This is a genomic window from Paenibacillus sp. IHBB 3054 (assembly GCF_051594305.1).
Taxonomy (GTDB): domain Bacteria; phylum Bacillota; class Bacilli; order Paenibacillales; family Paenibacillaceae; genus Paenibacillus_AQ.
This window is the reverse complement of record NZ_JBOFBG010000011.1, coordinates 164,162-185,634: the sequence shown is the minus strand read 5'-3', so window position 1 is coordinate 185,634 and position 21,473 is coordinate 164,162. Positions and strand designations below refer to the sequence as shown.

Sequence of the window (21,473 nt, the reverse complement as noted above, 5' to 3'; positions counted from 1 at the left end):
GTTGCAGCTGAATGTTATGAGTGCAACCGGTGAGGGGAGAGTTGAATTAGTGAAATCTGGAAGTGGAAGAGTTGGGCTGTGGATGCTGGCCTGGCCGATTTTTATAGAGATTTTTCTGCAGACGCTGCTGGGCACAGTGGATACGATCATGGTCAGCCGGATCTCCGATGATGCGGTTGCGGTAGTTGGGATTTCAAACCAGCTGTTTGGTGCGCTGACCACACTCTTCACAACCTTTGCCGGCGGGGCGGGCATTCTGATTGCCCAGCGTATCGGCTCGGGAAGCCATGAGGATGCGCGCAAGATAGCGATCATGGGGGTTACGGCCAGCAGTGTGCTGGGGTTTGCGGTCAGCATCCTCCTGTTCCTGTTCTCGGACCCGATTGCGCGTGCGCTTCATATCTCCGGCGGTCTGATTCCACTCGCACATGTCTATCTTACTTATGTCGGCGGAGGACTGTTTCTCGTCGGAATGACCGCTTCGCTCGGCTCGGCGATCCGCAATACCGGCAATACACGCGGGCCGATGTATACAGGAGTGGCCGTCAATGTGATCCACATTATTCTGAATTATATCCTGATCTTCGGAATGTTCGGGCTGCCCGAGATGGGGCTGGGCGGAATTGCCGTGTCTAACATAGTCAGCAGACTGCTTGGTGTCGTGGTGCTGCTGTATATGTTCAGCGGTGCTTTTGAACGCACAATCAGGCTGCGGGATTTCCGCACCTTTAGCAAGAAATTGTTCGGGGAGATTGTTAGAATCAGCTGGCCGCTGGGTCTGAACTCCTCTTCATGGGTGTTGTCACAACTGGCGATCTATTCATTCCTGGCCTTGCTTGGGGCCAAGGAGCTGGCGGCCCGTACCTATCTGAATACGCTGGAATCCTTCTGCTTCACGCTGGGATATGCCATAGCCATGGCGGGGCAAATTCAGATTGCCCACCTCTTTGGCGCCCGGCAGATGAAGGAGGCATACCGTGGGGCGTACCGCACGCTTTATATCGGGCTTGCCATTGTAAGTGCCAATGTGCTGCTGCTGTTTCTGTTCGGCAGAACGCTGCTGGGCTTCTTCACTGCTGACCAGGAGATTATCTCGATTGGCGTATCACTGCTTGCCTTGAATCTGATTCTGCAGCCCTGCAAAATGCTCAATATGGCCATGGGCAACTGCCTCAATGCCATAGGAGACACCCGTTATACCATGGTAGTCTCCATCATCTCCATGTCGCTGATCGGGGTAGGCGGCTCTTACCTGTTTGGGATCAGCGCCGGATGGGGGCTGGTGGGCATCTATTGCTGCATGATTGCCGATGAAGCGGCAAGAGGGCTGCTGGTGCTGCGGCGCTGGCGGGGACAGAAGGTGCTGCGTGAGGCTGAAGCGCAAGCCGCCGGGATGCAGCCGGTACGCAGCGGGAAGCGGAGCAAGGTTCTTTTTAAGATGGAGGGATAAAAGGTTCAAGCTGCTTAAGACGCGATTCCCCCGGTTCTATCTTCAATCCGAAGAGGAGCCGGGGGTTATTTGTGTGCTCACAAAGCCGCCGGAAAGGTCCAAATTCTCACAATTCTGCACAAAAGTCTGAAATGTACACTGCACGGTTAGCAACATAATGCAGGAATACCCTCAAGCTGCACTGTTCGCCGGAAGGGGGGGCTCCTATACTTGGGGCATACATTGGACGGAGCCGCTGAGCGCAGCTGGAGTGTCCAAGCGGAGGCGGAAAATCGGGCGCCGCTGCAACTTATATATAGGTATAGGAGAGTGAAGGCTTTGAGACAGCGCAAACGCAAGAATGGAATGCCGCTAGCCATTGAGCTTCCCTTAAAGGGAACGGGTCAGCTGTCATCACAGATGGGGGCCGGCATGAAAAAGAAGAAAAAAGGATTTCTGCATGAGCTAATCCATAACCGTGTTCTTTTTCTGATGCTGCTTCCGACACTGCTGTTTTTTCTGGTGAATTCGTATTTTCCGATGGTCGGAGTCTATTATGCATTTACCCAATTTGATTTCAATTCCGGACTGTTCGATGCACCGTTCGTGGGCCTCAAAAACTTTGAGTTTCTCTGGAAATCCGGGACATTGGTAAAGCTTACCCTCAATACGATCGGTTACAATCTGGCGTTTATCCTGCTGGGCAACGTGCTGGCGATTGTCTGTGCCATTCTGCTCAGCGAGCTGCGCGTCAAATGGTTCAAGAAGCTTACCCAGTCGATCATGTTCCTGCCGTATTTTGTCTCCTTCGTGATCCTGAGCGTTATCGTCTACAATGTGTTCAATTATGATAACGGTTTCTTGAATACACTGCTTGCCCAGTTCGGAGCCGGTCCAGTGGATGTCTACAATAAACCGGTCGTCTGGATTTTTCTCATCATCTTGTTCTATCTCTGGAAAAACCTTGGCTATAGCATGGTAATCTACCTCGCGGCCATTACGGGGATCAGTGATGAGTACTATGAAGCGGCCAAAATTGACGGAGCGCATATTTTCCAGCGGATCTGGTATATCACGGTGCCCATGCTGAAATCGACCTTTGTTGTGCTGCTGCTGTTCTCGCTGGGCAGCATTATGAAAGGGCAGTTTGACCTCTTTTATCAGCTGATCGGCAACAATGGTGTGCTCTACAATACCACGGACATTCTGGATACGTATGTATTCCGGTCACTCAAGGTTACTTTTGATATCGGAATGGCGACTTCTGCGGGGCTGTACCAATCCCTGTTCGGCTTTATCCTGATCATGACGGTGAACTACATTATCCGCAGAATCAATGATGACTACGCTTTGTTCTAAAAGGTGCAATAGGAGGAAAAGAGCATGCATATCAAAGACGACCATTATACAAGGATGCTTCAGGGGCTGGCTTACACCGTAATCATATTAGGTTCACTGGCCTGCCTGATTCCATTCCTGCTGATTATTTCGGCTTCCTTGACTGCCAATGATTCTATCATTAAGGATGGGTATCATTTTATACCGGCGCAATTCTCGCTGGAAGGCTACAAGACGGTGTTCACGTTCCCGGATGAGGTACTGCGGGCTTATGGCGTTACGCTGTTTACGACGGTGACGGGTACGGTGCTGGGGCTGTTTTTTATGACGATGGCCGGGTATGTGCTGGCACGTAAAGACTTCAAATACCGCAATACGTTTTCCTTCTACATCTATTTCACAACCCTGTTCGGCGGGGGGCTGGTGCCTTGGTACATCATGATGACCAAATACCTGCATCTGACTGATTCGTACGGTGCGCTGATTTTTCCGGGGCTGATGACCCCGTTCCTGATTATTCTGATGAAGAACTTTATCCGTTCGGCCGTTCCTGAGGAGCTGTTCGAATCCGCCAAAATTGATGGGGCCGGTGATTTCAAAATCTACTGGCGGATCGTGCTCCAGCTGTCGATGCCCGGCATTGCTACGGTAGGCCTGTTTCTTGCCTTGGCTTATTGGAACGACTGGTTCTCGTCTTCGCTGTTCATCAATGATCCGCATAAGTATCAGCTGCAGTTCCATCTGTATAATGTAATCAACTCAGCGGCATTCATTGCCAACATGGGCGCCGGTACGGGTGTCAGCCTGGGAGCCGATCTGCCCACCGAGTCGACCAAGATGGCGATGGCGATTGTCGTTACTGGACCTATTCTGTTTCTGTATCCGTTCATCCAGCGTTATTTTGTAAAAGGCTTGACGATCGGGGCTGTAAAAGGTTAGAACCGTATGGTGGAGCACGCCATTACGGTGTGCCTGTTATCCGGCTAACATAGCGTCATATTCTGATAGATGTGCTGACAAACAAAACTTTAGGAGGGTTCATCATGAAAAAGAAAGCAGGCAGAAGATCACTGGTAACGCTTACGACAGCTGCGCTGGCTCTTTCGCTGCTCGCGGGATGTGGCGGCAATAACAGCGGCAACAACAGCGCAAGCAGTGAAACAGACGGTAATGCAGGCACAGCCGTGAAAACAGACAGCAGCACGGCTGCCCCGGCAGATACCGGAATTGACACTTCGAAGAAGGTGGAGCTGCAGTTCTATATGCTTGGGGATGCGCCTAAGGATCTGCCGGTGATTCAAGAGGAAATTAACAAGATGGCTCAGGAAGAACTGAATGCTACCGTTAAATTCAACTATACGAGCTGGACGGATTGGGACCAGAAATATAAGCTGCTGCTGTCTTCCGGTCAGGCGATTGATCTGATTTTTACAGCGGACTGGACCCAGTACCAATCTTATGCGAAACGCGGCGCGTTCCTGGCCATTGATGAATTGCTGCCAAAGGCGGCCCCGGAGCTGCAGAAATTTGTACCTGAGTCCATGTGGGAAGATGTGCAGGTGGATGGTAAAATCTATACCGTTCCTGCGACTTATAAAGAGTATGTGACCAACGGTTTCGTATGGCGGGAGGATCTGCGCAAGAAATACAATCTTCCACAGCCCACCGATCTGGCCAGCTATGAGGCCTATATGGACGGCATTGCCAAAAACGAGCCGGATATGATGCCTATGTCCCTCAACAGCGATATCGGCAATAATCTGCATTACATTTATACCGAGCTGAACAAAATGGTTGGAGCGCTGCCTTATGGTATGGGTGTGAAGTATGAATCTCCTGCTACCGTATACACCTACTGGGGTTCCGATGAGCAAAAAGAAGAGCTGAAAACGATGAAACGCTGGGCAGACAAAGGCTTCATTCCTAAAAACGTGCTGAATATCAAAGACACGATGCAGGACCCGGTCACGTCCGGCAAAGCGGCCAGCATGTTCGGGGATAATCCGACACGCTATAATGACATGAAGATGAAGATCAGCACGACACATCCCGATTGGGAGCTGGGCTATTATCCGTTCGGGAAAACCACAGGTTATGCTACACCGGTACATCCGATACACAATGGTTTTGCCATTCCCAAGAACAGCAAAAATCCGGAAAGAGCACTCGCTTTCTATCAGAAGCTGGTCCTGGACAAACGGTATAACCAGTTGACGGAATACGGTATTGAAGGCAAGAATTACACCGTGGAAGACGGCTACTACAAACTGGTCGGCACCAGCCAATCCAATGGCTTCTCCCGTGAGGGGATGAACGGCTGGGCGTGGAGAAATCCGGAATTCATGCTGTTCGACAAAGGTTTTGATGGTGTGAAGGCTATCTTCGAAGAGCTGGACAAAATTCAGAAGCCTGACCTGTTTCTGGGCTTTGCGGAAGACTATTCCTCATATCAGGCGGAAAAAGCGGCACTGGAGCAAGTGGAGAAGCAATACCTCTTCCCGCTTGAGGCAGGTCTAGTGGATGATATTGATAAAGGGCTGGAAACCTTTATGCAGAAGGCTAAGCAAGCCGGGCTGGAGAAGATCCAGGCCGAATGGACGAAGCAGTGGAACGCTTATGTGGCGGAGAAAGAGATTAAGTAGTGCAGAGGTGCCCCGAAAGCCTATGGCTGGCGGGGCTTTTTGCTGCGCCTTGCTCAAGGGGAAGGGCATTTTGGTGCTGGGCAGCTGCGTGGAATGTTTGGACTTTCGGCCGCTGTTATGTTTGGATTTCCTCATTTATACCGCTGATCGCGGTTGAAATCCAAACATAAAGGCAGACGCTGGCGCTCCTACAGTTCCAAACTTCCCCTCCGCTGCTTTCACCTTAATGGTGGTTCTCCAAGTTCATTGAGGCGGCACAAGCCCCTTGCCAACGGCTTTCGGGGCAAGGGGGAGGAGAGTAGAAGAGAGGAGGCAGTCTCCGGTTTTACTTGGAGACTGCCTCGATGTAGCGGGAACTTCGCGGACAGCGTAAAGTGTAACCACAAAACTGAAATTAAAAACAGGAACCGAAAATGGATAACCGAAAATGGATCAAAGAATTAGACTGAGACCGATAAAAAAACAGCGGTAGCTAATGCAAATACTATCTCGGGCTCGCACAAATCAGATGAACCATGTTAAGCCAGTAGCTTTCCACTTTATTAATTTTGAGACCCGACTCTGTAATCAGTCCTAAAATGTTCCTTGTATAGTGACAGCCATAAGCACGATATAACAGCGGATTAAGTGCTTTTTGGACAACAGAAACCGCAGGGTTAGAGCTGATCCCATGCTCCATGAGAAGAATTTGCCCATTCGGTCTGCACCAGCGGTTGATCTTATTCAACACCATTAATGGATTATCATAACTGCAGAAGGATAACGTAGAAACAATGGTGTCGAATGAATGATCGGAGAAGCTCATTTCTTCAATATCCGAACAAATAAAAGTACCCTCAATATGGTGATGTTGTGCCGCCCGTTTTGCTTTCTCTAGCATCGCCTCACTAAAGTCAGTTGCGGTAACCTTTATGTCTGGAGGATAAAACGGGAAATTCGCACCTGCCCCCACGGCAAGCTCAAGCACCTCGCCCTTCGCATGACTTAAAAGCTGTTGACGCCAACGTTTTTGTTGCGGATCTTCTCTTTTGTTATCATATTGGTTTGCCTGCTTATCAAAGATACGTATTAGCTTCTGCTTCTCCACCGATCTCCCACCTTGTAATGTAGTAAGTTCAGAAATGAATCGCCAATTCTCCGTCAGCTCCATCTATTTTTGCGGCACATACGTTAAATGGACAATACGGCTGTTAGTTTGCTTCTCACTCCATTCAGTATAGGCCAGTTCGCTGCCCGAAGGGCTCCAAACAGTTGTCAGATTTTTGAGATCACCCGCAATCTGAGTGGACTTACCGGTTAACAGATCGTAGAGATAAAGGCTATAAACAGTTGTGCCGTTCACCTCGGATTTCAGGCTGTAGGCAATCATCTGCTGATCCGGTGACCATGAAATGCCGCCAAGCTCGTTGCCTTCCGCGATGTTTTTTTGATTTCCCCCGTCTGCATCGCAAAGGATCAGTGTTTGTTGGGATTCCTTATATTGTAACACCAGCATTTGCTTTCCGTCCGGCGACGGGAATATTCCGCTGACCTGATCCAGATTCAAGCTTGCCTTTTCCTTTGTATTTAGATCCAGTACTTGTAATGATCCAGCAGAACTGGGAATGTAATAAATTTTATCCTTCATTTTTTGAACACTAAACAGGGGTTCCCCCTCTAACCCAGGCACCGCTGCGATCTCCCCAGAGGTACTTGCTGTAAAGGCACCGCCGCTGTAGGCAGGGCCAATAACTGTTTCATTATCGGCCCAGCGGGCGCTAAGAGCCCCTCCGATTGGCTCGCCCGTGATGCCGAAGGAATCCAAAGTATCCAGGTCCATCACATGAAAAACAGGATCGCCTAAGGAGAATTCGCTATATAGCAGATGCTTCTTATCGGAGGATAAGACAGCGTTGCCCAGGAACGTATCCTTCTGTTCTTTTAACAATTCGTATTGCTTGGTCTTCAAATGGTATAGATACAAGCTTTTGGGGTAGGAATCTGACAGCTCTTCCAGGCTCATTTTGCCCGAATTTTCGTTTTCTTTTGAAATAACAACAGTATCTTCATCCAGTCAGCCGGAGATGGCTATATTCTCATAGCGGTCAATTTTTGCCACGGAAACAGCGGGCCCGCTTGCTTCTTTACCGGCATCGTCACTGACTGTTGGAGTATTCACCGGCTCTTGGAGGACATCTCTGTTTCCAGCCTGATCTGTATTGCAGGCAGCGAGAGTCATCAGCAACGCCGGAACAATGGCCAGCTTGATGATTTGGGTTTTCTTCATTTGAATCGCCTCCTCGAGTTCTGGTTACAATCAGGAATGGAACCTCGTTACATTTAAGACGTATACTGGAAGAAATTTGTTGCGTGATACTGCACGCTATAAAAGTTGAACTAAAGAACTACCTAGAGGCAAAAGCAGCGGAGGGGAAGTTTGGAACTGTAGGAGCGGTAGCGACCGCCTTTGTCTACGGATTTCTACCGCAAATAGCGGGTTAAATCAAGAAATCTGTAGACAACAGCGGCCGGAAGTCCAAACATTCACCGCAGTTGCGTTCTATGCCGGTTCAGTAAGTCTAAAGTTCAAATTATATAGTTTAATGATGCGAGCAGGACCAGCCCCCTTTTTTCACGCGTTTTTGGAACGCCGGTAATCGGTGGGGGTGGTGCCGAAGGTGCGCTTGAACATCCGGTGCAGGTAGGAGCTGCTGGTAAAGCCGCAGCGCTCGGCGATGATAGTTACCGGGAGATCGGTACTCGCCAGCAGGCTGCATACTTCACGCATGCGCACCTCCAGAATGATGTCCACGATGCTGGACATGGTCTGCTGCTTGTATAGCCGGCTGATATAGATCGGGGACATATCAAGTTCGTCCGCGATCTGGTTCAGGCTAAGGTTGGGCTCCATATAATTCTCGTTTATCTTCTGATTAATCAGGAGGATCAGATCATGCTGCTTTGAGCTTTTTTTCTCAGCGAGCTGCTCCCGCATTTCACTGAACAGCACGAAGAAGGCTTCTTCCAGCTCAGCAACGGTTTCTACGGAATCCAGAGCGGGCAGCCCTGATGTCCCATCACATTGTAAACGGTTACGTTTTTGGACGGTACTGATGATTTCTTTGATCGTCACACTGAGTCTGGACAATGCTAATTGCACGGTATGGAACGGATAGGATTCCGCTTCCCGGAGGATGGCGCTGAAATGCTCCTGGGCGTCCTCCACTTTGCCGCTCATCAGAGCGTCGATAAGTTTCTTTTCCTTCTCGGTCGGATAGTGGTAGGTATTGGCCTGCAGGCTGCTAACGGCCTGGGCGCTAATGATGCAGCCATGCCCGTAGAACAGACGGTGATTTGAAGCTTCCCGGACCTGTTTGTAAAGCTGATGCAGCTGCAGGGCATTCCGGTCAATATGGCTGTAGGTAAGGGTGAGGCTCACCTTCAGATAATCGGAGCAGGCCTGCTGAATCTGCCGCAGCAGCGTCTCGATCAGCCCTGTATCGGTGTATTCTACCGGATCAATAATATTCAGCAGCACCAGTATCCCGTCATCATTCATATCCACGGTCTCCACACGATAGGTCTGGCCGCAGATTTCCGAAGCGATGTTCATAATGGCAAATTTATAGGCCAGCAAATAAGAGGATCTGGCTTCCCTGAATTCATTATAGTTGTCAATCCGCAGCAGGATGAGGCGGTAATCGTCATTGAACGTGAAATGAATGCCAAGCTGCCTCAGTTTCTCCACCTGCTGCATGGATTGCAGCGGCTTTAACCCCAGCACCAGATCGCGCACCGTATTTTGTCTAATCATAAACATGCTGTCACGTTTTTCGCTTTCGAGAATATTCATCTCGCTGACGATCCTGTGAATGGGCAGATACAGTCTTTTGGACATGATCCAGGACAGCCCGATGCCTCCCACCAGAATAATGACTGCAATGAGCAGGGTAGCGTTCCGGATGTTGTCGGTCTGCTCGGTGATGATGTCATACGGCGTGATCCGCACATACTGCCAGCTTAAAGCATCCGGAGCGGTATAAGAAATCAGTGAGTTCTCTCCAGCAAATTTGCCGATAAAATAACCTGCGGAGTCGCCCTTGACCTTCTGGTCGATCCAGCGGGTTTCGTCCGGGGAAAGTTCCTGCTGCTCCAGGCTGTTGCTGGACAGGAAGGCGCCATGGTCTGCCAGGATAAAGGTTGAGCTCTTGGAATCTACAGGACTGGTAATCTCTTTGTTGATCCAGGGTGCGGAGATGTTCACAATCACTGCCGAATTAATCGCCCGGTCCCAGCCGATGGCATCAAAGCATAGAAAGGTATAGGCCCGGACCTGATCGTCCTCCTCGGCACCATTGGAATAGACCCGCGGAATCGGCATAAACGGCTTGTATTCCTCATAGTGGTTCAGGATGCCCAGAATGTTCTTATCCACAAGCTCCTGTTCGGTAAATACACCGTTTTGTCCGCTGGAGGAGGCAATGTAGAGTTTTTCGCTTTTCGGATTATAGACATAAATGGATTCAATGTATGGCATCGAGCTTAAATAATTGCCAAGCTCCGACATCGCAGCCGTGATGTCATAAATATCCGGCTTGTCGTAAAGTACAATTTTGGAGACGGTGCTGTTACGGTAGATTTGAAAGGAAAGCGATTGTGCAGCATCGTTCATGTTTACAACCTCTCTGCTTGTTTTGGTGAGGTCGCTAAGGTCGGAGCGGAAGGCCTGCGTCTTTTCGACGCCAATATAGTAGTTGTAATAAATGATCGTGGAGACGAGGAAGGTTAAGGACACGCATAACGTCATACTGACTAATATTTTGCTGTACAGTGCTCTTTTGTTGCCAATCTTATTCAGTCTCATTGACATCCCCCTGACTTCATTGTCTGTACTGGCGATAATAAGCCCTCTCTATATTGTTCACAGTATAATTATAAACTTCACCCTATGAACAGAACAGTAGAGCAAGATTACAATAGTGAACAGGATGAATTGTCAGGGAGTGAACAAATCCAATATCTGTGTACAAAAGCTACTCGACACGGCGGTTGCCCAACTAAAGGAGCTGGGCTACGGGTAGTGAGCGTTACACCCTGTAAAAGTGCTTCGTTCCATCAGACCAAAAGATCAAAAGACAGGAAGCTAAATCGCTTCCTGTCTTTTGATCTTTATTTCATTTGCTCTTCTTCCGGAAGGTCCGGGGGGAGAGGCCGACTTCTCTTTTGAACATATTGCAGAATTGGGCATCGTTTACAAACCCTGCAGCAGCTGAAACCTCAGCGATTTGCATTTGGGTATGAAGCAGCAGTGATTTCGCATAATTAATCCGCTTTAACAGAAGATAACGGAGCGGAGAATGCCCGAATCTTTCCTTGAATAAATGCCGGAACCTGTCATAGCTGTAGCCGGACATTTCTGCGAGCGATTGAACCGAAAGCTTATGGCGGTAATGCTCGTCCATATAGTTCAGAACATACTGCATCTGATCCTCTGAAGGAGATGGCGTATGTCCCGTGCCAAGCAGCCGCAGCAGATGAACGATATCTCACTCATCTGCAGATTCATAAGCTCGGTGTAGCCATCCCGTTTGCGGGAGAACTCCTCTTTCATCCGCAGCATGATCTGCAGCACGGTCTGATCCTTGTCGTCGTCATAGACTCCGGCTAAAGCGCGGAGATTCGGATGGCCGCAGATAAACCCTACGAACAGAACATCCGCCTCCGGCGTATGTTTCTCATCATGCTTAAAGTTGGGCGGGATCAGCGCGAACGAATAGGGCCGGAAATGATAGTTGCGGGTCCCCACATTTGAGGAACCAAGCCCCTGGATGTAATAAATCAGTTCGAAGCATTCATGCTGATGTGGAGGGATATAAGTATTAGCTTCATGATCTGCACTTACAATATATAGGACTCGATCCATTGTGATCCTCCGTTATTCTGTCATTTAGCCGAATCGTGCAAAAACCTGACCGAATCCATATAAATATTTGCTACCTTATTTGTTATGATCGTATCAATTAAACCGAAGATTCGCAACCAGACTGGCCATATCGTTCGGAAATTACTCGGTTTTTCAAGATTTGTATCCAAGTAATGTTTGCTTTTGAAAGTAATTCACTAATTTTCATAGTTTTTATGAATTTGCCGAAACTCAACGGGGTCATCGCTATAACACAAAACGTGCAATTGGGACATTCAGCCATTTCTTTAAGGTAAACCAACTACAAACAGGGGTGTGAACAAAAAAATGAAAAAGAACGTTCTTGCTTTATTGTTGCTCATGGTAATGGTACTTGTCACGGCTTGCGGAAATAATACGTCCGGCAATGGAAATACAGCAAATTCCGCAAATGATGCAGAAGGCGGAGAAGCGGCTGCAGGGGACAAGCTCAAGGTCGTGCTGCTGATTCCGGGAACGCTTGGAGATAAATCATTTTTTTATGCGGCCAATAATGGTCTGCAGAAGGTGAAGGATGAGCTTGGTGCGGAAACCAAGGTTGTAGAAATGGGAACCGACAAGACGAAATGGGAGCCTACGTTTAACGATATCGCCGCCGAGGATTGGGATGTTGTCATTTCAGGCGGATCGGAAATTACAGAGATGTTCAATGCAACGGCTGAAGCCAATCCGGATAAAAAATTCATCAACTATGACACGGACATCGAAGAAGCACCTGCCAATATGTACAACATGTCCTATTCCACCAATGAAGTATCCTTCTTGGCTGGTGCGGCAGCAGCATTGGCTACGCAATCCGATATGCCGAATGCGAATAAGGAGAACATCATCGGGTTTGTAGGCGGAATGGATATTCCCGGAATCAATGCTTTCCTGGTAGGTTACATTCAGGGCGCGCAATATGTTGATCCTGAGGTGAAGGTAGCGGTATCCTATGCGGGTGATTTCGTGAATCCGGCAAAAGGGAAAGAGCTGTCGCTGATTCAATACAACTCCGGCGTGGACATCATCTTCAACGTAGCGGGCGGAACTGGTCTTGGAATCTTCGATGCTGCCAAAGAGAAGACCAAATATGCCATCGGTGTCGATTCCGACCAAGCAATGCTGCTGAAAGATACAGACAACGACAAAGCCAACCTGATCGTTACATCCGCGATAAAAAAGATCGACAGTGCCATTCTTGGAGCAGTGAAGAAGCTGCAGGACGGAACGCTTGAAATGGGCAAACGTGATGTGCTCGGCTTTGTGGAAGATGGCGTGGGCATTGCAGAGAACGAGATCTATAAAAGCGTCTACCCGGCTGACCTGCAGGCCAAAGTTGAAGAAGTGAAGCAGAAGCTCATCAACAAAGAGATTACTGTAGACAATGCAATGGGCATGGAAACCTCGGAAGTTGAAGCTATCCGTAATGCCGTTAAACCTTAATCGTATTTAAGATTTAACATGTTAACTCATGCAGTTGGAATTCTTCCGCAAGAAGATTTCCAGCTGCCTATTTTTGCAGACACCTAAGTTGAAAGGCGTTGATGACCCATGCAGAACGCTCTGCTGGAAATGCGGGGAATTACCAAAGTATATCCAAATGGCGTCGTTGCAAACAAAGACGTTCACTTTTCTCTGCGTGAAGGAGAGATCCATGCGATTGCGGGAGAGAATGGGGCCGGCAAATCGACCCTGATGAAGATTATGTTCGGGATGGAAGAGCCGAGTGAAGGCGAGATCTACATCAGGGGTGAAAAGGTGAAGCTGCAATCTCCCCAGGACGCCATTGACCGGGGCATTGGCATGGTCCATCAGCATTTCATGCTGGTGCCGTCCTTTACCGTAGCCGAGAATATGGTGCTTGGCATGGAGCCGCGCAAAGGCGTGAGCTTCAACTACAACGAAGCCGTGCGGTTGACCGAAGAGACGGCGCGTAAATATAACCTTGCGGTGAATGCCAAAGCCAAGGTCGAGGATCTTACCGTCGGCATGAAGCAGAAGGTGGAGATTCTGAAGGCACTGGTACGCGGTGCCAAAATTCTGATTCTGGACGAGCCGACAGCGGTTCTGACTCCGCAGGAAACGGAAGAGCTGTTCCATGAGCTGCAGCAGCTTAGGGAGCAGGGTCATACGATTGTGTTTATTTCACACAAGCTGAAGGAGGTCAAAGCGATCTGCGACCGGATTTCGATCATGCGCGGCGGCAGAAGCGAAGGTGTCTTTCAGACTAAGGATGTAACGGAGCAGGAAATTTCACGGCTGATGGTGGGCCGGGATGTGGTCTTGAAATATGACAAGGACAACGTGGCTCTTGGGAACTCCGTGCTTTCTGTAGAGAGCCTGGGTGTCCATGACAGTCAGGGCAAGGCGCTGCTGTCAGACATTAATTTCTCTGTCCGCGCAGGGCAGATTGTTGGAATCGCCGGTGTGGAAGGCAATGGACAGTCGCAGCTGATTGAGGCTCTGACAGGCGGACTTCGCGGAGTGTCTTGTACCGGATCTGTCAAGGTGAAAGGGACGGAGATCCGTGAATCAGATATCCGTGACATCCGCAGCCTGGGCGTCTCTTATATTCCAGAGGACCGGATGCGGCAGGGCTCAGCCGGGGAGGCCAGCATTTCCGATAACCTGATCTCTACCCGTTACCGCTCCAAGGATATGAATAAAGGCCCTCTTCTGCATGGCTCCAGAATTGCCAGCCTGGCCGCGTCACTGGTGGAGGAGTTCAAAGTGCGCTGCTCAGGACCGCAGCAGCCGATTGCCATGCTGTCCGGAGGAAATATGCAGAAGGTTGTAGTGGCGCGGGAATGTTCGACCGGTCCGGAGCTGCTGATTGCCGAGCAGCCGACCCGGGGCGTGGATATCGGCGCGGCCCAGTTCATTCACCAGAAGCTGCTGGAGCTGCGTTCCGGCAGTTGTGCCATTGTGCTGGTGTCGGCGGACTTGAATGAAATTCTGGAGCTGAGCGATCAGTTGCTCGTGATGTATGAAGGTCAGATTGTTGCCTGCTTCGATGAGCCTTCTAAGGTCAGCGAAGAGGAGCTCGGACTATATATGCTGGGGATCAACCGGCAGGACAAGCAGCACACCGGGAGGGCCGAAAACCATGTTTAAAGTCAAATATTTTGAGGCAATCCGGACAACAGCGGTCATATTGATTGCACTGGTCATCGCCTTTATGATCATCTCGCTGGTCAGTGACCAGCCGCTCAAGACGATTGGCATTTTCTTATGGGAGCCTATATCGACGAAAGGGCATATCGGCAACGTGATCGAGATGGCCATTCCGCTGATGTTCACGGGTCTGGCCGTCTCCCTGCTGTTCCGGGCCAATATGTTCAACCTTGGTGCGGAAGGAATCTTTTATTTCTCCGGGGTAGTGACCTTGGTGCTGGCGATCCATTTGACCCTGAACAGCTGGATTCATCCGCTTGTGGCGATTGCAGCCGGTTCGATTGTAGGCGCTTTGCTGTCGGCGATTCCCGGAATTCTCAAGGCCAAGTGGAATGCCAACGAACTCGTTACCTCTTTAATGTTCAACAATATCCTGTTCGGGATTGGCCTGTATCTGCTCAACTATCATCTTCGTGATGCCAAGGCATTCGCCAACGTTTCTTTTAAATTCGAGAAGACGGCGCAGCTGGATAAAATCTTTCAGGGAACCCGGATTCATACCGGTCTTATTATCGTGCTGGTGCTTATTGTGCTCGCCCATCTGTTCCTTTACAAAACCAAGTGGGGCTATGAGCTGCGGATGACCGGAGTGAACCGGGAGTTTGCCCGCTACTCGGGAATGAAGACCGCCAAGGTCATTATCCTCGTCCACCTGATTGCAGGATTTATCGCCGGAATGGGCGGATCGGTGGAGGTGCTGGGGATGTACAACCGGTTCCAGTGGACCTCACTGCCGGGTTACGGTATGGACGGTGCACTTGTTGCGATGCTGGCCAAAAATAACCCGCTGTCCGTGATCGCCTCGGCGCTGTTCCTTGCGTATATCCGTATTGGAGCGGATCTGATGGCACGCCTGTCCGATGTACCTTCCGAGATGATCTCGATCATCCAGGCTGTCATTATTCTGCTGATTTCCGCTGAACAGTTCCTGAAATTCTGGAAGAACCGGATGCTGCTGAAGGAGGCGAAAAATAACGCATGAACAGCCTGCTGGATGTTATTTTTACCACGGACTTCGCGTTCTCTCTGCTGCGTGTAACGACGCCAATTCTGTTCGCCGCGCTGGGGGCGCTGATCTCAAACCGGGCGGGTATTATCAATATCGGGATGGAAGGGATCATGCTGGTGTCCGCCTTGGCCGGTGTTATTGTAAGTGCCTATAGCCACAGTGCCTGGATAGGGCTGCTCGGTGCGGTGCTGTCGGGGACGATCATCGCCGGAATTCTGGCTTTTTTCACCCTGAGATTCAAGACGCATATCATTCTCGGCGGTGTGGCGATCAATATGTTCGCATCCGGAGGGACGGTATTTATCCTGTATCTGCTCAGCGGGGACAAGGGTTCTTCCACCTCCCTGGCGAGCAAGGTGCTGCCGAGTGTGCAGATTCCGCTGCTGAAGGATATCCCGGTGCTTGGCCCAATCCTCTCGGGTCACCATATCCTGACCTACTTCTCTATACTGTCTGTGCTGATCGTCTATTACCTGCTGAACCGTACACCGCTTGGTTTGCGCATCCGTTCCGTAGGGGAGAACCCGCATGCAGCCCAGTCGGTTGGTGTCAGTGTGATCAAGATTCAATATGCGGCTCTGCTGCTTAGCGGATTTTTTGCCAGCCTGGGCGGCGCTTATATGTCGATGGGTTATCTGTCGCTCTTTACCCGCGATATGATTGCAGGCCGGGGCTGGATTGCTATTGCGGCAGAATCAATGGGCCGGAGCACAACGGTCGGAACGGCGCTTACCTCACTCCTGTTCGGGGCGGCTGATGCGCTATCCAATGCGCTCCAGGTGCTGAAGATCCCGGCGGAGCTGATTGCGACGCTTCCTTATGTGGCAACGGTCATCGGCCTGGTGATTTACGCGGTCTCCGAGACCCGGAAGAAGAACCGCAAAATAAAAACTACGACCACGAAATAATTCAGAATTCACATATACACACACAAGGGAGCGAACGTTATGCCAACACCTATAATTATTGACTGCGATCCGGGGCATGATGACGCGATTGCCATTCTGCTCGCGCTGGCTCATCCGGAGAAGCTGGAGATCCGGGGAATTACGACGGTTGGGGGCAACCAGATTCTGGACAAAATTACCGACAACGCGTTGAAGGTGCTCAGCTTTGTGAATGCCGACATTCCTGTGGCTAAAGGAGCTGTAGGTCCGCTGCTCGGCAAGCTGGTTACGGGCGCAGAAGCGCATGGGGAATCCGGGATGGACGGCCCGGCACTTCCGGTCAGCAAATTCAAGCCTGTAGATCAGGGGGCGGTAGAATTTATGTTGGATATTATCCGCTCTTCGGAGGAGAAGATTACACTTGTGCCGATGGCGCCTTTAACGAATATAGCCCTGCTGATCACTGCTTACCCAGAGGTGAAGGAAAGAATCGAGAAGATTTCACTGATGGGCGGCGGCTTGGCATACGGAAATGTAACAGTGACTGCAGAGTTCAACATTTATGTTGACCCGGAGGCGGCCCGGATCGTCTATGAATCCGGTATTCCGATTGTGATGAGCGGTCTGGAGGTGACGGATCAGGCGGCTATATTTGAGGATGAAATTCTCGAACTGAAACGCCGGGGACCCGTCTCTGTCATGGTAGGGGAGCTGCTTGATTTCTATTCGATATATGGCAAAAAAATGGGCTATGTCGGCAACGCGCTGCATGATCCGTGTGCCGTGGCCTGGCTGCTGCACCCGGAGCTGTTCGAATCGCAGCATCTGTATGTCACGGTGGAGACGGAAGGCAAGCTGACCCGCGGGATGACCGTGGCCGACAGAAGGAAGAAACCGGACCGCGCCGCGAACACGGAGGTGCTGCTGGGGATCGACCGGGAAGCGTTCATGAAGCTGCTGTTTGATTCGCTGGACAGACTTGACCGCGAGCTTCTGCTTGCGTCCGGGGGGAATTAGCGGATGGCTGGATGGGAACAGCTTCAGGAGACGGTCCGGCTGGAACTGCTGCAGCGGATGGAAGAAGGCTGCCAGGCCGGTAGTCTGACCGACAAGCTTGCCGCCGCCGGAAGCGATGAAATGAAGCTTATGGAGGTATACCGTGAGCTGATGGAGCTCAAGGTAGCTGAGGATTTCCCGTACCGGGAGCCGTCCGGTCTTGCGGAAATCCGCAGCCTGCGCCCGGATGGACCGCGGAAGCTTGACGCCCGGTGGAGTCCGGCGGAGTGGAGGGACAAATTCTACGGGGCTTGGCTGGGCAGAAGTGTCGGCTGTGCGCTGGGCAAGCCGCTGGAATACTGGGATTACCTGTATGGTAAAGACGGCCGGGCTGGCAGAATATTGAGCTGTGGTTCCAAGGTGCAGACGCGTGGCCGATTACCGGCTATACCCCGGAGCATTCACGGGCGGAGAAGGAATACGGTCTGGGCTTAAGCGGCTGGTCCTTTACCAGTACCCGGGAGACCATCCGGTATATGGAGAGTGACGACGATATCCGCTATACGGTCCTCGGTCTGATGCTGCTGGAGCAGAAAGGCTTGGACTGGGATTCATGGGATATCGGCAAGCTCTGGCATGGAAACCTGACATATAGCCAGGTCTGCACAGCAGAGACCCAGGCTTACATGAATTTTGCCCGGGAAACTTCCCATATGCATGGAGAAAAGCCGGGTGATTGGCCGCAGCGGCAGGAGCGGGTGCGGATGTTTCTCAATCCGTACCGCGAATGGATCGGTGCAGCAATACGCGCGGATGGTTTGGCCTACGGTGCGGCTGGACATCCGGAGCTCGCAGCAGAGCTGGGCTGGCGGGACGCATCCTTCTCGCATGTGAAGAACGGAATCTATGGGGAGATGCTGAATGCCGCGATGATATCCGCCGCCTTCGCCGAGCAGGATAACGAACGCATCCTGGAGATCGGGCTCAGCGAGATCCCAAGCACAAGCCGTCTGGCCAGCGATGTGCAACGCGGAATCGATATTGGCCGGAAGGCCAAAAGCGAACGTGAGCTGGTGAGCACAATCTGGGATCAATTCAGCCATTATGATCCGGTGCACACCAATAATAATGCTGCGCTGGTCGCCGCCTCACTTGTCTATGGCGGCAATGATTTCGAGAAGGCCGTAGTCACCTCTGTGTACGGCGGGATGGATACGGATTGCAACGGTGCCACGGTCGGCTCGATTATGGGAGCGAAGCTTGGCGCGAAGGAGCTGCCGGCGAGCTGGACAGCACCGCTGAATGACACACTATATGCCGATCTGCCCGGCTTCCATCCGATAGCCATTTCGGAATGCGCCGAGCGGAGTTATCAGGTATTTCTGAAGATCCGCAAGGAGCTTGATCAACGAGATTAGCATGTTGGAGTGAAGCATAGGGATGTTCCAAAAGTGGGTTTTCTATGACCAGGGCTCGCCTTCTTCTTTCTAAAAACCACAAAAAGTGAACAGAGCAGCGATTCTCCCGTTAGTGGAGAATCGCTGCTCTTCGTTTTTGCTCTATTGCGGCTTACTTCAGCAAGTTATGAGTAAGCGAAAGTCAACCGGCCTCAAGCGTCACTTTTTCTATGCCGCAAAGCAGAAATCCCCGGAAGCCCCAGTTGTTCTTCAGTTGTCCAAACACACACTCCGGTTTCGTAATCCGGCGCACGGCCAAGGCGTAACCGTCCTCACTCCGTAGCATTTTCCGTGCCTGATTCTGATACCGTAATCGTTCCAAACTGACGACCACTTCCCGATTCCCTGATGCTTTTGTACAACATTCCTCAGTGCGCAACCGTCACAGCTTGGGCTAAGGTAATGTCGTTTTCGAATTTCATACCAACTCTCTGAGATTTCCTTGCTTTCTTTGCGATAATGCAGCGTTTGTCCGGCTGGGCACGTCCACGTATCCTCGGCTTTATCGTAGCCCCAGTTCTCAATCTTTCCGGCATTCTCTTTCCAGGCTTTGCTTTCTCTTTATGGTAGTTGAGATGGTTGGTGGTACTTCCATTTTACCGAAAAGGGCGATTTCTTTTTCGTTTTTAAAAGATTGCAGAAACTTTTTCTGCTTAAACAGTGGAGAGAACGGACTGATTGTGGAAAAGCGGCAGCGGTCGCCTTGGTCTCCGGATTTTCACCGCTAAGGGAAATAAAAAAAATCTGGAGAGCACAGCGATTGGAACAACGGTCCGTTCGCGGAGCGTCCACCCAAGTGATCACGTTGATCCTGCTCAAAAATGAGGGTGTCCCAAGTAGCCATTTCATGGCTTTTGGGACACTCTATTGAACCGGGAAGATCTAAAGCTTCTGCGGGAGTACCATGGGAAATTCCCGTAATTTACTGAATTGGGAAGTTCTCTTGGATAAAGAGTTTATGCCCAGAACCTATTCCATAATTTAGTCTTTCTGTGTTAGCATGATCTATAGTAATTTTGCTAACGCAGTTTATTTATGTAAAAAAAGGATATGAAGGAGCGAGACTCATGCTGAAGGTCATGCTTGTTGACGATGAACCGTGGGTTCTTGAAGGTCTGAGAACGATGGTGAATTGGGGGAAGTTCGGTTTCGAGATATGCGGGGAAGCCCTGAACGGCCCGGATGCGCTCAGGCTTATCCAGGAGCAGAAGCCGGATTTAGTATTAACGGATATCAATATGCCCGTATTCAATGGTCTCGAATTGATTGCCAAGCTAAATGTAAGTATGGCCAAGCCGCCAAAGTTTGTCATTCTAAGCGGTTATGACGATTTCCAGTATGCCCGGACCGCGCTCCGCCAGCGGGTGGATCAATACCTGCTGAAGCCGATCGACGACGAAGAAATCGAGTCCTTGCTGGGCAAGATGCAAACGATCATTCAAAATGAAATCGCTTCCAATGTGGATCGTCAGAAAAAGCGGGCATTTATCGTAAATAATCTGATCACTCGTCTGATTCAGGGTGAGCATAGTGAAGAGCTGCGGGTTATGGCGGTCAATCTGCTGAACCTGCAGCCGGATACGGAGCTGGTATGCATTCTTATCGCCCCGCCTTATACCGCCGCCGATATCGACCAGCGCCTAAACGATTATTTCCCCTGGGAATCCACTTGTTTCTTTCAGGATGCGGCGGGCCGGTCGGGCATGATGATTCAGTCGGCTTCGATCAGCTGCGATAGTCTGGCGGAGAATGCCAGGCGGCTCCAGAAAGCACTTGCGGAACAGCTGCTTGAACCGGCAGCCATTATGATCAGTGACAGAACGACCGGGATGGAGTCCATGCGGGAAATTTATTCGCAGACGCTTGAAGTATGGAAGCTGAAGTACCACCGGGAGAAGGGCGGGGTCTTTTTTTATAGTGACCTCAAGAGAATGAGTGCAGGGACGGAGCTTCAGAATGACAATCTGGAGAGGCTGCTGGAGAAGGTTAAGGCTAACGATACGGCTGGAATTGAGCCCAGTATCAGGGAACTATTCTCTTCTTTTGCAGAACAGCTGCTGACTGTTGAAGCGGTGCAGGCTCAGGTGGCTCATCTGGAGATGACGTTATGCCGGCTGCTCGCAGAGATGAACGGGGACCCGGTTACCCTTATGAATGAGCTTCAGAAGGAACATGGAGAACTTGGCAGTCTCGCCGATTATTTTATGCTGGGCAAATACGCGGATGGACTATGCAGGCAGACAGCTGTCTATCTGGCAGAGCTGCACAGCGCCAATGAAGGGAATACGATTTTTAACGTTATCCAGTATGTCGATCTTGAATTCCGCAACAAGCTGCAGCTTCAGGAGCTGGCGAGACAATTCCACATGAATTCCGCTTATTTGGGACAGTTGTTCCGTAAAGAGACAGGCCGCAGCTTCAGTGAGTATTTGAATGAGAAACGGATTGAAGCAGCGAAAGGACTTCTTAAGCGGACGCAGCTGAAAATCTCCGATATTGCCCTTCAAGTCGGGTTCTCCAATACGGATTATTTTATCGATAAATTCAAGCTGATCGTGGGTGTTGTACCCTCGGTCTATAAAAAGGCCAAAAAGAATAAGCAGCTCTAAGAAAGCCGG

The 21,473-nt window shown here is 50.4% G+C and carries 16 protein-coding genes and 2 pseudogenes; 11 read left to right on the top strand and 7 right to left on the bottom strand.

Annotated elements, in window-relative coordinates; all coding sequences use genetic code 11:
* Positions 1-16: 16 nt before the first annotated feature.
* From ACQ76X_RS15050 to ACQ76X_RS15035, 4 genes are all read left to right on the top strand, one after another.
* Entirely contained in the window at positions 17-1,450 is a 1,434-nt protein-coding gene (locus tag ACQ76X_RS15050; RefSeq protein WP_438494870.1) for an MATE family efflux transporter, read from the top strand.
* 399 nt (positions 1,451-1,849) lie between these two features.
* A complete protein-coding gene (locus ACQ76X_RS15045; RefSeq protein WP_231578519.1) occupies positions 1,850-2,788 on the top strand; it encodes an ABC transporter permease in 939 nt (312 codons plus the stop codon).
* 24 nt (positions 2,789-2,812) lie between these two features.
* Entirely contained in the window at positions 2,813-3,706 is an 894-nt protein-coding gene (locus tag ACQ76X_RS15040) for a carbohydrate ABC transporter permease (protein ID WP_038596468.1), read from the top strand.
* A gap of 104 nt (positions 3,707-3,810) precedes the next feature.
* Positions 3,811-5,409 carry an extracellular solute-binding protein gene (locus ACQ76X_RS15035; RefSeq protein WP_438494855.1) on the top strand — a complete coding sequence of 533 codons (1,599 nt, stop codon included), beginning with the start codon at positions 3,811-3,813 and terminating at the stop codon, positions 5,407-5,409.
* A gap of 484 nt (positions 5,410-5,893) precedes the next feature.
* On the opposite strand, the gene ACQ76X_RS15030 is transcribed toward ACQ76X_RS15035, so the two are convergent.
* The 6 genes from ACQ76X_RS15030 to ACQ76X_RS15005 form a co-directional block, all read right to left on the bottom strand.
* The gene (locus tag ACQ76X_RS15030; protein ID WP_438494854.1) at positions 5,894-6,496 is read right to left on the bottom strand and encodes a class I SAM-dependent methyltransferase; all 603 of its coding nucleotides are present in this window, start codon (positions 6,494-6,496) and stop codon (positions 5,894-5,896) included.
* 63 nt (positions 6,497-6,559) lie between these two features.
* The gene (locus ACQ76X_RS15025) at positions 6,560-7,411 is read right to left on the bottom strand and encodes a TolB family protein (protein WP_438494853.1); all 852 of its coding nucleotides are present in this window, start codon (positions 7,409-7,411) and stop codon (positions 6,560-6,562) included.
* Positions 7,412-7,462: 51 nt separating this feature from the next.
* On the bottom strand, positions 7,463-7,675 hold the full coding sequence (locus ACQ76X_RS15020) for a hypothetical protein (RefSeq protein ID WP_438494852.1): 213 nt from the start codon (positions 7,673-7,675) through the stop codon (positions 7,463-7,465).
* Positions 7,676-8,020: 345 nt separating this feature from the next.
* On the bottom strand, positions 8,021-10,252 hold the full coding sequence (locus ACQ76X_RS15015; RefSeq protein ID WP_438494851.1) for a helix-turn-helix transcriptional regulator: 2,232 nt from the start codon (positions 10,250-10,252) through the stop codon (positions 8,021-8,023).
* A 310-nt stretch (positions 10,253-10,562) separates the two neighbouring features.
* Positions 10,563-10,871 (bottom strand): helix-turn-helix domain-containing protein, encoded by a 309-nt coding sequence (locus ACQ76X_RS15010; protein ID WP_438494850.1) that lies wholly within the window; start codon positions 10,869-10,871, stop codon positions 10,563-10,565.
* The gene (locus tag ACQ76X_RS15005) at positions 10,856-11,311 is read right to left on the bottom strand and encodes a cupin domain-containing protein (RefSeq protein ID WP_438494849.1); all 456 of its coding nucleotides are present in this window, start codon (positions 11,309-11,311) and stop codon (positions 10,856-10,858) included. The genes ACQ76X_RS15010 and ACQ76X_RS15005 overlap by 16 nt, the downstream gene beginning before the upstream one ends.
* A gap of 327 nt (positions 11,312-11,638) precedes the next feature.
* Here ACQ76X_RS15005 and ACQ76X_RS15000 point away from each other — a divergent pair, with 327 nt between their 5' ends.
* The 6 genes and pseudogenes from ACQ76X_RS15000 (at position 11,639) to ACQ76X_RS14975 (ending at position 18,816) form a co-directional block, all read left to right on the top strand.
* Complete coding sequence (locus ACQ76X_RS15000; protein WP_438494848.1) at positions 11,639-12,775, top strand: BMP family ABC transporter substrate-binding protein; 1,137 nt, start codon at positions 11,639-11,641, stop codon at positions 12,773-12,775.
* Positions 12,776-12,883: 108 nt separating this feature from the next.
* Positions 12,884-14,446, top strand: a complete 1,563-nt coding sequence (locus ACQ76X_RS14995; protein ID WP_438494847.1) for an ABC transporter ATP-binding protein — start codon at positions 12,884-12,886, stop codon at positions 14,444-14,446.
* A complete protein-coding gene (locus ACQ76X_RS14990) occupies positions 14,439-15,488 on the top strand; it encodes an ABC transporter permease (protein ID WP_438494846.1) in 1,050 nt (349 codons plus the stop codon). Before ACQ76X_RS14995 ends, ACQ76X_RS14990 begins: the two co-directional genes overlap by 8 nt.
* The gene (locus tag ACQ76X_RS14985) at positions 15,485-16,423 is read left to right on the top strand and encodes an ABC transporter permease (protein ID WP_038596443.1); all 939 of its coding nucleotides are present in this window, start codon (positions 15,485-15,487) and stop codon (positions 16,421-16,423) included. Before ACQ76X_RS14990 ends, ACQ76X_RS14985 begins: the two co-directional genes overlap by 4 nt.
* Positions 16,424-16,462: 39 nt before the next feature.
* Positions 16,463-17,419, top strand: coding sequence for a nucleoside hydrolase (locus tag ACQ76X_RS14980; RefSeq protein WP_438494845.1), 957 nt, complete (start codon positions 16,463-16,465; stop codon positions 17,417-17,419).
* A gap of 3 nt (positions 17,420-17,422) precedes the next feature.
* A pseudogene (locus ACQ76X_RS14975) lies at positions 17,423-18,816 on the top strand (ADP-ribosylglycohydrolase family protein).
* A gap of 151 nt (positions 18,817-18,967) precedes the next feature.
* Here the strand turns inward: ACQ76X_RS14975 and ACQ76X_RS14970 are convergent.
* Positions 18,968-19,427 (bottom strand): annotated as a pseudogene (locus ACQ76X_RS14970) (transposase); the annotation flags it as partial.
* Positions 19,428-19,922: 495 nt separating this feature from the next.
* On the opposite strand from ACQ76X_RS14970, the gene ACQ76X_RS14965 reads away from it, so the two are divergent.
* A complete protein-coding gene (locus ACQ76X_RS14965) occupies positions 19,923-21,464 on the top strand; it encodes a response regulator transcription factor (RefSeq protein ID WP_438494844.1) in 1,542 nt (513 codons plus the stop codon).
* Positions 21,465-21,473 lie beyond the last annotated feature (9 nt).